14 protein-coding genes and 1 pseudogene are annotated in these 11,243 nt (G+C 65.1%); 7 read left to right on the top strand and 8 right to left on the bottom strand.

The genetic code is table 11. From position 1 onward, the window contains the following. Positions 1-185, top strand: a pseudogene (locus GPT33_RS13940) (siroheme synthase); the annotation flags it as partial. A 232-nt stretch (positions 186-417) separates the two neighbouring features. Here the strand turns inward: GPT33_RS13940 and plsY are convergent. Beyond that, a complete protein-coding gene (gene plsY, locus GPT33_RS13935; protein ID WP_296809940.1) occupies positions 418-1,005 on the bottom strand; it encodes a glycerol-3-phosphate 1-O-acyltransferase PlsY in 588 nt (195 codons plus the stop codon). A 283-nt stretch (positions 1,006-1,288) separates the two neighbouring features. Between plsY and folB the strand changes: the two genes are divergently transcribed. After that, complete coding sequence (folB, locus tag GPT33_RS13930; protein WP_296809938.1) at positions 1,289-1,645, top strand: dihydroneopterin aldolase; 357 nt, start codon at positions 1,289-1,291, stop codon at positions 1,643-1,645. 141 nt (positions 1,646-1,786) lie between these two features. Here the strand turns inward: folB and GPT33_RS13925 are convergent, their stop codons facing one another. After that, positions 1,787-2,437 (bottom strand): heme-binding protein, encoded by a 651-nt coding sequence (locus GPT33_RS13925; RefSeq protein WP_296809935.1) that lies wholly within the window; start codon positions 2,435-2,437, stop codon positions 1,787-1,789. Then, positions 2,434-2,931: a DUF2452 domain-containing protein gene (locus tag GPT33_RS13920; RefSeq protein WP_296809933.1), complete on the bottom strand. Its 498-nt coding sequence runs from the start codon at positions 2,929-2,931 to the stop codon at positions 2,434-2,436. The genes GPT33_RS13925 and GPT33_RS13920 overlap by 4 nt, the downstream gene beginning before the upstream one ends. Before the next feature lie 95 nt (positions 2,932-3,026). Between GPT33_RS13920 and GPT33_RS13915 the strand changes: the two genes are divergently transcribed. Next, positions 3,027-4,181 (top strand): SAM-dependent methyltransferase, encoded by a 1,155-nt coding sequence (locus GPT33_RS13915; RefSeq protein ID WP_296809930.1) that lies wholly within the window; start codon positions 3,027-3,029, stop codon positions 4,179-4,181. 79 nt (positions 4,182-4,260) lie between these two features. On the opposite strand, the gene GPT33_RS13910 is transcribed toward GPT33_RS13915, so the two are convergent. From GPT33_RS13910 to GPT33_RS13900, 3 genes are read right to left on the bottom strand one after another with little or no spacing between them, the layout of a single operon-like run. Beyond that, on the bottom strand, positions 4,261-5,031 hold the full coding sequence (locus GPT33_RS13910) for a VOC family protein (RefSeq protein WP_296809928.1): 771 nt from the start codon (positions 5,029-5,031) through the stop codon (positions 4,261-4,263). A gap of 58 nt (positions 5,032-5,089) precedes the next feature. Beyond that, positions 5,090-5,701, bottom strand: coding sequence for a hypothetical protein (locus GPT33_RS13905; protein ID WP_296809926.1), 612 nt, complete (start codon positions 5,699-5,701; stop codon positions 5,090-5,092). Between the two features lie 33 nt (positions 5,702-5,734). Next, complete coding sequence (locus GPT33_RS13900) at positions 5,735-7,192, bottom strand: hypothetical protein (RefSeq protein ID WP_296809924.1); 1,458 nt, start codon at positions 7,190-7,192, stop codon at positions 5,735-5,737. A gap of 290 nt (positions 7,193-7,482) precedes the next feature. Here GPT33_RS13900 and GPT33_RS13895 point away from each other — a divergent pair, with 290 nt between their 5' ends. The 4 genes from GPT33_RS13895 (at position 7,483) to GPT33_RS13880 (ending at position 9,772) form a co-directional block, all read left to right on the top strand. Continuing rightward, the gene (locus GPT33_RS13895) at positions 7,483-8,085 is read left to right on the top strand and encodes a DUF938 domain-containing protein (RefSeq protein WP_296809922.1); all 603 of its coding nucleotides are present in this window, start codon (positions 7,483-7,485) and stop codon (positions 8,083-8,085) included. Positions 8,086-8,319: 234 nt separating this feature from the next. Next, on the top strand, positions 8,320-8,883 hold the full coding sequence (locus tag GPT33_RS13890) for a DUF427 domain-containing protein (protein WP_296809919.1): 564 nt from the start codon (positions 8,320-8,322) through the stop codon (positions 8,881-8,883). A gap of 183 nt (positions 8,884-9,066) precedes the next feature. Beyond that, the gene (locus GPT33_RS13885) at positions 9,067-9,549 is read left to right on the top strand and encodes a YbaK/EbsC family protein (RefSeq protein WP_296809917.1); all 483 of its coding nucleotides are present in this window, start codon (positions 9,067-9,069) and stop codon (positions 9,547-9,549) included. Positions 9,550-9,607: 58 nt separating this feature from the next. After that, the gene (locus GPT33_RS13880) at positions 9,608-9,772 is read left to right on the top strand and encodes a hypothetical protein (RefSeq protein WP_296809915.1); all 165 of its coding nucleotides are present in this window, start codon (positions 9,608-9,610) and stop codon (positions 9,770-9,772) included. Here the strand turns inward: GPT33_RS13880 and GPT33_RS13875 are convergent. Further along, positions 9,769-10,773, bottom strand: coding sequence for a phosphoglycerate mutase (locus GPT33_RS13875; protein WP_296809913.1), 1,005 nt, complete (start codon positions 10,771-10,773; stop codon positions 9,769-9,771). The genes GPT33_RS13880 and GPT33_RS13875 overlap by 4 nt on opposite strands. Positions 10,774-10,831: 58 nt before the next feature. After that, on the bottom strand, positions 10,832-11,243 hold a 412-nt coding region (locus GPT33_RS13870; RefSeq protein WP_296809910.1), incomplete at its 5' end, for an amino acid permease.

Raw genomic sequence — 11,243 nt, 5'->3', positions numbered from 1 at the left:
CGACGCACCTGCACCGCGTCTACTCGGCCACACTCGAGCCCATCGTGGAGCTCGTCGAGGCCGATCCTCCGCCGCCACCGACCCTCATCATCGTCGGCGAGGTCGTGAAACTGCGCGAGAAGCTGAGCTGGTTCAGGCCGCCGGACGAGCCGCAGCTCGGTGCTACCACGCGCCTGGTCAGCTAAACTAAACTGCGTCTCTTCCAGATATGCGGCGTTCTTGGTGAATCGAAGTGTTGCACTTCCTACAGACGTCGGAGCGGACGCAGTTTAGGTGAATTTCGGAAACCGTTAGGCCCTACTACGTCACTTTTTGTTTTTTGTCCTAAACCGCGTCGACTCCAACCTTGAGTATATCGTCCGACGTCGACACAAAGCGACGAGAGCGCATGTGGCACGGATGCGGGTTAGCAGCGGCTTAGCGGGTGAGACGGTCTTCGGTGCCGGTGATCAGGTTTTTGATATTGCTGCGGTGCCGCCAAAAAAGCAGACCCGTGATGATGAGCTGCATCCCGATCAATGCGTTCTCGGGCCAGAAGATCCACACGATGACGGGTGCGAGAGCCATGGAGATCAAGGCGGACAGGGAGGAGATCTTGAGCACCTTGGCGACGAACAGCCAGATCGCGGCCACGGAGAGGCCGATCGGCCAGAAGAGCCCGATCTGCACGCCCAAGGCGGTGGCCACACCCTTACCGCCGCGGAACCCGAAGAAGACCGGGTAGAGATGACCGATGAAGGCCGCCAAACCGATACCCGCCAGCAACGCCGGACCTGCGCCGAGGAGATGACCGACCACCATCGGGATCAAACCCTTCAGGCTGTCGCCGACGAGCGTGATCGCGGCGGCCTTCTTGCCGCCGATGCGCAATACGTTGGTCGCACCGGGATTGTTGGAACCCTGCGTGCGCGGATCCGGCAGTCCCATCAAACGACAAACGATGACGGCGCTGGAAACCGAGCCCAGCAGGTAGGCGGCGACGATGAGGAGCGAGGCTGTAATCATGGGCCGCAATTGGACATGGGAAGCCACTACAGGTCAAGCGGACTACAGGTCAAGCGGACGACAGGCCGCTGCGGAGGCCGCACTCATTCAGTCCGGCAGATCGCGTGAACGAGACCCGCGGCGACCCTCACTCGCGGAATCGAAGACAACGAAACCTTCGGAGAGGGCTGTTCACGAATGAAGAAAGACACCATCCCAGATCGTGTTCACGACAGCGGCGGCGAACCCCTCCGACCCCAAGCCCACAAGGAACCATCACGTGTCCCGCCGGACGCGTTCTAGCATGGACACGGTATTCATTCGCGGCCTCAGGATCGACACCACCATCGGCATCCACGACTGGGAGAAGCGCATCCGGCGCCCCGTCGTTCTGGATCTGGAGATGGCGAGCGACATCGCACACGGCGCAGCCACCGACCGCATCGAAGACGCGCTGGACTACGAGACCGTCACGCGTCGCTTGGAGCAATTCGTCTCGGAAAGCCGCTTCGAGCTGGTGGAGACGCTCGCCGAGCGCTGCGCCGCCATCCTGCGCGATGAGTTCGGGATCACATGGGTGCGGCTCACGCTGAGCAAGCCAGGCGCCGTCGGCGAAGGGGTGGACGTGGGCGTGGTGATCGAGCGCGGCGATCGGGATTGAACTGCCCCTGGACGAGGTCCCGCGCGGTTATCCGGCAAGGCGCGACGAGGCGGCGTAGCCGCGGGACCGCACCATTCGACCTCGTTACGGCGCGGTTCGCTCGCCTGACTCCACTTGGACGCCGAGAGCGCCTTGCGTGCTTCAGGGTGTCTCGACGTCGACGAGGACCTCGTTGCGGCGCAGAAAGCCGGGCGTGAAGGGGTCGTTGTAGTAGGCATAGACCGCCGGACCCGCGGGCGTCAGGCCGCGCGAGGCCATCCAGGCCCGCAGCGCCGTCTCCTGCTCCGCAAGCGCGGCGTCCGTGGTCGAGCCGCTGAAGCGAACCGCCGCACGTCGCTGCGCCGGGATCTCGCGCAGGCGCACCTCGGAGGTGGCCGGCGCGGGGAGTGCCTCCAGGTTGTAGCCCGAGGGCATGATGAACCGAACCGACCAGGCGTCCTCCCCCGTCGGCGACTGGATCACCGGGGCGGTCATGGCGATCCGCTCGGCAGGGGCCTCGGGACGCTGTTGGATGACGGGCGCGGTCATCGCGATCTTCTCCCCGGCACGTTCCTTGGCAAAGATGTAACGCGCGAGCGGACCGAACCCAGCGCCGAGTGCTTCCCGACGCGCACCGCTGCGCGTCGTCTCCGCGACCACAAGGGCTGGATAGTCCCGGATCTCGAACGCGCCGTCGCTCTCCACCGCGATATACTCGGGTGTCTCGACGTTCTGAACGACGAAGACGAAGACAGCCATGGCGACGATGCCCAGCAGCGCCACGACGCCGACGATCAACAGGAATGTCTTCATCCCTCGCCCCGCGATGCCAAGCCGCCGATCCGCAGCAACTGCGTGACCAGTTCGCCGGTGTTGTCCGGTTGATCCGCTCGGTCGGCCGGAGTCCATGAGTAATCGGTCTCGAGCCGATAGGATCCCAGAAATTCATAAGGGACCGCACCGCCCCACTCGGCCGGCGCGAGCATGGAGAAGAAGGGCTCGCCCCCTGACTTGCGATAAAGGTGATAGGTCCGGCCCGGGATGCGTTTGAAGGCGCACTGCGCTCGGGTCAGCGTCTGCTCCTCCTTGGCGACGTCCAGGACCTTGCGCGCCTCTTGCTGAAGCAGCTTGATCTGGTCGGCGATGACCCGGAGCTTTGCCCCCGTGCGGGCGCTCAACATGGATTCCGCTCGCGCCACCTCGCTTGCCAGCTCGCCGGAATCGAAGGCCGGGGCCAAACGGCTGACCGGATAGGGTGAACTGTGTGCGCCACCGCGGTGAAGCACGGCTTTCTCGTCGTTGCTCATCTGACTGTCTCTCTAGTTTCGTCGTCCGTCCGAGGATCGCCCGCGTGTTGGCTATATAGTGTCGGCGTGCGAAAAGCACGAACGAGGATTTCGCGATGGATGATACGACCGACAGGAACGACGCGACCGAGATCTCGACCCGACTCGCCGAACGGATCCGCGCCGAGATCGCGACCACCGGGGGTCTGCTGCCTTTCGACCGCTTCATGGAACTCGCCCTCTACACGCCTGGCCTCGGCTATTACGTCGCCGGCGCCGTGAAGCTCGGGCGAGACGGTGATTTCGTGACCGCGCCCGAGATCTCGCCGCTCTTCGGGCGCTGTCTTGCCGCGCAGTCTGCAGAGGTGCTCGAGCTACTCGGCGGCGGCGATTTGCTCGAGCTCGGTGCCGGCACAGGGACACTCGCGGTCGAGGTGCTCCAAGCCCTCGAGCACCGCGATGCCCTGCCCGGCCGCTACTTGATCCTGGAGCCGAGCCCGGATCTTCAAGAGCGCCAGCGCACGCAGATCCAAGAGCGGATACCGCATCTGGCGGACCGCTGCGCGTGGCTGACTCACCTGCCGAGTGAGCTGCGGGGAGTCGTCCTCGCCAACGAGGTGCTGGACGCTATGCCGGTACACCGCTTCAACATCCGCGATGACGGCAGGATCGACGAGATCTTCGTCACCGAACACGCAGGCGACTTCCTCGAGATCACCGCACCGGTGCGTTCGTCCGGACTCGCCGACGCCGTCGGCGCGCTGCAGGCCGAAGGGTTTGCACAAACCCCGGGCTACAGCTCTGAGATCAACCTGCGCCTGCCGCCCTGGATGAAAGCGTTGGGCCGCACGCTGGATGCCGGACTCCTCCTGCTGGTCGATTACGGCTATCCGCGCCCGGCCTACTACCAGCCCGACCGCACCATGGGGACACTCATGTGCCACCTGCGCCACCAGGCCCACGACGACCCCTACACCCATATCGGGCTGCAGGACATCACGGCGCATGTGGATTTCACCGCGGTCGCCGAGGCCGGGGTTGCCGCAGGCTTTGACCTAGCGGGGTTCACCACCCAGGCCCACTTCCTGATCGGATGCGGGATCGACCGGATCCTCGCCGAGGCGCCCGATGCCTTCGATCTGACCCCCGGCGCGAAGCAATTGCTCCTGCCGACGATCATGGGGGAGCGGTTTAAGGTCATGGGTCTGACGAAGGGGATCGACGGGTCACTGTGCGGATTCTCGATTCAAGACCTGAGCCGACGCCTCTGAAGCGCGTCCGCGACACCCTGCACCGACGTTGCTCCGATTCGAGCTCGAGCCCGCTCATCGGTGCCGGAGTCGACGCGATTTAATGCTGGATCACGGCGAAGATGGCACCCTGCGGATCGCCGAGGAAGGCGAATCGGCCGACATTTTCAACCTCCATCGGGTCCATGACCACGCTGCCGCCCAAACGCTTGGTCGTCGCGACGGCACGATCACAGTCCTCGACGCCGAAATAGACGGACCAGTTCGGCGGCATCGAGCCCCATTCGGCGTCGAGCTCGATCATGCCGCCGACCTCCTTGCCGTCGAGCTCGAACAAGGTGTAACGCCCGTCCATCAAGCTCTTGCTGGTGCGCGCAGTCCAGCCGAAGAGGTCTTCGTAGAAGCGTGCAGCGGCCTTGGTGTCGCGGGTCTGCAGCTCGGCCCAGCTGCGTGCGCCGTAGGTGTTGTCGAGCTCGGCACCGAACAGCGAGCCCGGCTCCCAGAGGCCGAGCACGGCGCCGGTGGGATCCTGAATGAAGGCCATGCGTCCGAGCTGCATCACATCCACCGCGGGCATCACCAAGCGTCCGCCCAGCTCGACGGCCTGCTCGGCGCTCGCCTGAACGTCCATCACCCGGACATAGCTTGCCCAGTAAGGAAAGGCGCCTTGCTCGGGCGCCATCTCGTAGAGTGCAGCGGCTCGCCTGCCGTCGCGCTCGAGAATGCTGTAAGGCACCTCGTAATCGGTCGGGAGGTCCTTGGACGTCCAGCCGAAGATCTCGCCGTAGAAGGCCTTCGCGGCCTCGGGCGCGTTGGTCGCCAGGTCGACCCAGCAAAAGGTCCCGGCTGGGTAGCTTGTCATTTCGGCCATAGGGGCGTTCCTCGGTGCGGATCCTTGATTCGGATCCTTCAGGTTGAATGCTGAGGGCTCAATCGACATCCGGATCGGCGCGCCTGCCTTTGCGACCCGTCAAACGGCGCGGCGGCGGATCGCCGTCCATCATCATCAGCATGCGCTCCTCCTCGGCGAGACGCTTGGCGGCCAGATGCTTCTCCTGTCGCACCCGAGCCGTATAGCCGAGCGCCGCACCTCCGGCCGTCGTCAGGGTGAGCAGCCCCAAGGTGACGAACTGGGCCAACATCATGGCCACGCCGAGACCGACGGCACCGCCGACGACGACGCCGGTCTTGAGGTTGGCACCCATCGAGCCCCGATGCCGAACCTTGGCCTGGAGGACCGCGTTGTCGCGTCCGACCTTGGCACGGATCTGCTCGGCCTTGACGCGGATCTTCTCGCGTTCCTTGGAAAAGCGCTCGCTCACGCGCGAGACGGTGCGATGGCGATCCGCCGCAACGATGGTGTTGAACCAAAAGGCGACCAGCGTGCCGATCGAGCCGCCCAACAGCAGAAAAAGCGGCCAGGTCGTTTGCCAATCGGTGCTCAAGGCCGTGTAGACGAGGAGCCCCGTGACACCCTGGAGTAGAAAGATCCCGATCAGGAAGCGGACCAAGCTGCCCAGACCGGTTGGAATGATATTCATAGTCTCAGTCTGCACTCCCTGGCGTCGAGCGGGTCAGGCACTCGGCGGCTCGTTGGTCAAGAGGTCTGCAACGCCGAGCATCAAACGACCGATCGCCGTCGCGGCTGCGGAGTCGTCTGTACCCCCCAGCATGAAGAACCAGACGGATTCTGTGGTCGCCACTGTTTCCGCATTGCCTGATTGTCGCGCCCGCACGTCTCGGAGTCGATCGCGGATCGCCCCCAAGCTCTCCGGGCGACCGCCGAGCTCGGGGCCGATACCGCGGTCGAAGGCATCGACGACCGCGTAGAGGTGCTCGATCCCGAGGCCGGAGAGATCCGCAACAAGCCGATAAGCGCCGGCCCCTCCGGGCAGAAGATCAGGCTCGAGACCAGCAACGAGGAAGGGGCCGGATCCTTTCTGCAGACGCGCCGCGAGGCCGGCCTCGCCCCGACCGCGCAGATCCTCGATCAACTTTCCGCGCATCCGGTCCGAAAGATCCGCGGCGACTTGGTTGAACAAGGGCATCCCGTCGAGCTCCGCATCGACAGGGATCAGAAAGACATGGGCATCGGGACGGGGCACGGCATCGGCACCGTCGCCGACCGCCGCATAGGTCTCGACGAGTCGAAACAGCTCACGGTGACGTGCCTGATCCGTCTGCGGAAGGTGCTCCACGTTCGGGCCGACCATGACGAAGGTGTAGACGCCGAAACCCGGCACCGCACGCCCATACAAACGATCGACGCCGTTCGAAGTCCCGATACGCACCGCCGAGCCCGCCGACGGGAAATAGACCATGGCGTGGTCGCGTGCGAGACGCGTCGGACCGCTGCCCGAGCCGGTCAACTCGAGGTGCCGCGTGAGCCCGTCGGCCGCCGCCGTCTCGATCGCGCGTCGCGCCTGTGCCGAGCTCAGCGCGCGCGCCCGCTCCGCGACCGGAGCCGATGCCTGCTCGCCTCCCTTTGCGACCATCTCACGCACGATATCGGTCGTCGGCGCGCACTTGCCGAGGATCAGCGCCTCGGTGCCTTCGGCCGGATCGATCACGGACGAATACAGACTCGACACCAATGCATCGAGCCCTTCCCGCGTCGAAATCGACATGGATCGTGCAGACAGGCACTCGGCCGCCACCTCGGCCCGAAGAATCACGGGATCCTGGCTGAAAAGCACCGGGGGCGCGCCTGGATCGTTGAACAATACTCCATCGGCCGGACGGGGCTCAGCCGGAAGCGAGTCGGCCGGAAGCAGCTCACCCGGCCGCGCTTCGGACCCAAGGGTATCGTCCAAGCCCTGCCATCGCGGAGGCGCCGTCACACGTGCGGCATCCGGGGTCGGTGTCGACTCGGCGACCACCGGGAGATCCGGTCGAACACCGGCACAACCGGTGAGCGAGACGGCGATCCCGAGCAACCCACAAGCTGCGACGACACGTACCCGCGCGGCCGCGCGGATTCGGCGAGGCCGCCTCACGGACCCTGTCGGGGTGTGGTGCAAAGGTGTCTCCACGATGTGACCGTCTCCGATATCGGATCAGTAGAAGTCGACTCGGCGCCGGACTGCGCGCCGGCGGCCATCAATGTACACGCCTGTATGCCTGCGCGCTGTTGGGCGGCGCGTTGTAAAGCATAACCCTAGATCCGGCAGACCGTTCCGATGCCGTTTCGGTGCGTTGCGCCGAGAAGCCGGTTGTCGATCGCTCCTTAAGCCCCGATCTGCATGAGGTCGGCACGGCCGACATACCGTCGCGACCGGAGCGAACGTTGCGGCCCCGGTTCACCCTTCGAACGGCGAAGTCAATGTATCCGATCGACAAACCCTACTCGGAAGCCTGCGAAGAAAACAAGCGCCCGATTCTCGACGTGATCGGCCCGCTCTTTCAAGAGGTCCGCCGACTCCTCGAGATCGGAAGCGGCACCGGTCAACACGCGGTCTTCTTCGCCACCGCCCTGCCCCATCTGGTCTGGCAAACGAGCGACTGCGCGCACTATCTCCCCGGAATCCGGGCCTGGCTGGACGATGCCGCCCTGCCCAATCTACCGCCCACGCGCGTGCTCGACGTGACCGGCATCTGGCCCGATGAACGCTTCGATGCCGTGTTCAGCGCCAACACCGCCCATATCATGTCGGAATCCGAGGTCGAGGCCATGTTCGAAGGGGTCGGCCGAGTCCTGGTCGACGGCGGCCGCTTCGTGCTGTACGGGCCCTTCAACATCGGCGGTCGCTATACCAGCGAGAGCAACGCACGCTTTGACGCCATGCTGCGCTCGCGCGACCCCGCGATGGGCATCCGCGACCTCGACCTCCTGATCCGGATGGCCCGCGACAACGGCATGGAATTGATCGCGGATCACCCGATGCCGGTCAACAACCGTACGCTGGTGTGGCAGCGTATCCCTTAAACCGCGCCCGGTACGGTATGCGACGTTTTTGGATGAGAACAGCCGCGGCAGACTTAACGACCGTTGGAGTCTGCGCGGTTTAAGATATTCAGGGACCAGAAAAAAGTTGAGCACCAAACGCTAAATCGTTGTGGTTTTGGTTGTCGTTGTCTTAATCGAGAACGACAACCGAGGCAAAGATATTCTCCCGTCGAGTCGTCTTCCTTGTTTTTGAATTATTCCCGGTGAAAGCCCATGCCTGAAATCCCGGCCGACGACCCACGGATTGCACGTGCCCGCGCGGCATGGCGGTTTCGCGGGCAAGCACGACCCGACTTCGCCGTGCAGCCCGGTCCAGATCAGGAGTCCGTGTGGGACTACCCTCGTCCGCCCGCGATCCGCCCCGAGCCGCGCCCCGTCCGGGTCCTCGCCGGGACCATGACCCTGGCCGACTCCAACCGTGCGGTGCGGGTCTGCGAGACCGGAAGCCCGCCGACGCTTTATGTCCCGCCGCAGGACGTCGCGATGCACCTTCTGACGGTCTCGCCGGCGCGTAGCTTCTGCGAATGGAAAGGCCAGGCACGCTATTTCCGGCTCGCCGATCACGCCAGTCCCGCGACGGACGTCGCCTGGTGCTATCCAGAGCCGCTCGCGGGGTTCGAGCCCCATGCCGGCTGGGTCTGCTTCTATCCCGGACGCGTTGCCTGCTTCCTCGACGGCGAGCGCGTGCTTGCACAGCCCGGCGGCTTTTACGGCGGATGGATCACCGCCGACGTCGTCGGTCCCTTCAAAGGGGAGCCCGGAACATCTCACTGGTAACGAAACCGATGCCGCGACTGTAGAGGCGACTTCAGTCGCTTCCCACACCTCGCCGATCTCTCCCCGAAAACCACCAAAGCGTCAGAATCAAATCTCCTGAACCGCGAGAACGCCCGGATGCTTGGTCCGCTCGACAGACTGGGCTACCTTAGCGAGCGATATTCACTCTGAGCGCGGTTCGGCATGAAAGGCTCGAAAGCACCCGTCACGCAAGCCATCCGCGCACTGCGCGCCGCCAAGGTGGCCTTCGAAGACCACCCCTACAGCTACATCGACGGGGGCGGAACGGCGCAGTTCGCGCGCGAGCACGGCGTCGACGAGCATCTGGTCGTGAAGACCCTGATCATGGAGGACGAGCGGGGCAACCCCATGATCGTCCTGATGCACGGCGACCGGCAGGTCTCCACACAAGCGCTGGCACGGGCGATCGGCGTGAAACGCGTCCAGACCTGCGACCCGGCGGTCGCGGACAAGCATTCGGGCTATCAGGTCGGCGGCACCTCGCCCTTCGGCGCACGGCGCGCTATGCCGGTCTACTGCGAAAGCGGGATCGCCGCGCTGCCGCGGATCTACATCAACGGGGGCAAACGCGGGTACATCATCTCGCTCGCGACCGCCGATGCCCTCGCCCTCCTCAAACCCACATTGGTCGAGATGGCGACCTGAACGGAGTCTACCTCATGAGTGTTCCGGTTTGCGTCATCGTCGATGCGATGGTCGACACATGCCGGTCTCCCGAGCGATGGCGCCCGATGCCCCGGACGACGCCTACGTCGCTTCGATCCTCGCGGTGATTACGCACACTAAACCGCGTCTCACCGAGATCGAGGACATCTCCAAGGCCAAACGCAAAATGAAAATTACGCATGTCGCTCCGGACGCGGTTTAGACCAGGTTCTCGACCAATCTAGCGCGTCGCCAGAAGCGACGGGCCGTCGATCGCGTGAGCCGATAGCCGTTGCCCCGGCAGGGGTCGAGCAGGACCTCGTCGAGATCCCCGCGCTTGATCCGCGCTTCGAGCACCGCGATCGTCGCATCCAACGCAAGCAACGCCGTGGACCAAGCTGCGAGATCCCGCTCCAGCAGCGCGCCACCAAGCCTGTCCCAGAGCACGAGATGGCGGCGTCCGGGCAGCGACGCGTGCGGCGACCACCCCTCGAGCGAGCAGTGCGCAACGCCGCACCGGCGCGCCAGACCCGCGGTCAGCGGATCATCCCCCACCACCGCCTCCGGTGGTGCGCCCGAGCGCTCCGGCAGCACACCGCCGCCCCACGTCCAGATGCCGTTGATTGCCGGGCGCCGGGCCTGCTCGCGGAGACGATTGACCTCGCTGACGTAGAAGAGCATCTGCACCTCGTTCATCAGACCGCGCCAGTGTCGGGCATCGGCACCGCTCGGGACATCGAGCGGGACAGGCCCGCCCATCACATGCCCGAGCGGCTCCGTGCGCAGGGCCAAGTCCCGGTCCGATCGCAGATACCAGCGGTTCGGGTGCGGCGCCGTGAGCCTCAGCCCGTCGGCGCCGAAATGGCTGTTGAAGAGCGCGACCAGGGCATCCGCCTCCGCCCGGTCGGGCGCGACACCGGCACCGGCGAAGAGCAGCAAACGGTCGCGATCCGGACGCAGATGCACCGGATCGGCATGCATCCAGTAGCCGTCGCACCGCGCGTCCGGTGACTCGCCCAGGAGACTGATCGCGGCCGTCGGGGCATCGCGTTCGGGATCCGTCGAGACGCCGAAGTGCCTCAGAAGGGCCGTCGCGGCGTCTCCTCCGCCGGTCGGGATGCGATCCGCGCGCGCGAGCAGCCGATCGATGGCCGGGACCGTCGGGAGTGTCTCCGGAACCGCCGGGATCGGGCCGAAAAGGCCGGGGCAGATGAGGGTCAGCATGAAGATTTCCGGAAAGGCGGAGGCGGAGGCGGAGACGGTGATGGCGACGGCGTGTGCCTCAGGGACGCCCCGAGAGCCTCAGCGACACCCAACCAAGACCGAGCAGAAGGACGGCCAGCAACACCGGAAGCGGTCGTTCCAGCGCGAGAAACAGCAAACTCGCCAGACTGACCAGGATAAACACCAGCGGCGGCAGCGGATACCAGGGCACCCGGAAGGGTCGCGGCAGGTCCGGCTCGCGCCGGCGCAGACGGATCACACCGGCGACGGTGATGACCGCGAAGAGTGTGAGCGTGAAGCCCGCAAAGCTCAAGACGCCCTCGAACGAGCCGGTCAGGATCATCGCGAGCGCCAGACCCTGTTGCAGCAGCACCGCACGCGTCGGTGCGTCGCGGCGGTTGCGGACACTGAGCGCTCGGAAGAACGGTAGGTCCTCGCCGATACGCTCCAAGACACGCGGTCCGGCGAGC

It is taken from the genome of Thiocapsa sp., from assembly GCF_011390875.1.
Lineage (GTDB): Bacteria > Pseudomonadota > Gammaproteobacteria > Chromatiales > Chromatiaceae > Thiocapsa.
Note: the sequence above shows the minus strand (reverse complement) of the source record. Positions and strands in the feature narration are given on the sequence as shown.

Excerpts from the sequence above, each read along its gene's own strand:
- GPT33_RS13890 (WP_296809919.1), top strand. The coding sequence starts at position 8,320 with ATGCCTGAAATCCCGGCCGACGACCCACGGATTGCACGTGCCCGCGCG.
- GPT33_RS13905 (WP_296809926.1), bottom strand. The coding sequence starts at position 5,701 with ATGAATATCATTCCAACCGGTCTGGGCAGCTTGGTCCGCTTCCTGATC.
- plsY (WP_296809940.1), bottom strand. The coding sequence starts at position 1,005 with ATGATTACAGCCTCGCTCCTCATCGTCGCCGCCTACCTGCTGGGCTCG.
- GPT33_RS13920 (WP_296809933.1), bottom strand. The coding sequence starts at position 2,931 with ATGAGCAACGACGAGAAAGCCGTGCTTCACCGCGGTGGCGCACACAGT.
- GPT33_RS13925 (WP_296809935.1), bottom strand. The coding sequence starts at position 2,437 with ATGAAGACATTCCTGTTGATCGTCGGCGTCGTGGCGCTGCTGGGCATC.
- GPT33_RS13875 (WP_296809913.1), bottom strand. The coding sequence starts at position 10,773 with ATGCTGACCCTCATCTGCCCCGGCCTTTTCGGCCCGATCCCGGCGGTT.
- GPT33_RS13895 (WP_296809922.1), top strand. The coding sequence starts at position 7,483 with ATGTATCCGATCGACAAACCCTACTCGGAAGCCTGCGAAGAAAACAAG.
- GPT33_RS13915 (WP_296809930.1), top strand. The coding sequence starts at position 3,027 with ATGGATGATACGACCGACAGGAACGACGCGACCGAGATCTCGACCCGA.
- GPT33_RS13880 (WP_296809915.1), top strand. The coding sequence starts at position 9,608 with ATGCCGGTCTCCCGAGCGATGGCGCCCGATGCCCCGGACGACGCCTAC.
- folB (WP_296809938.1), top strand. The coding sequence starts at position 1,289 with ATGGACACGGTATTCATTCGCGGCCTCAGGATCGACACCACCATCGGC.
- GPT33_RS13910 (WP_296809928.1), bottom strand. The coding sequence starts at position 5,031 with ATGGCCGAAATGACAAGCTACCCAGCCGGGACCTTTTGCTGGGTCGAC.
- GPT33_RS13885 (WP_296809917.1), top strand. The coding sequence starts at position 9,067 with ATGAAAGGCTCGAAAGCACCCGTCACGCAAGCCATCCGCGCACTGCGC.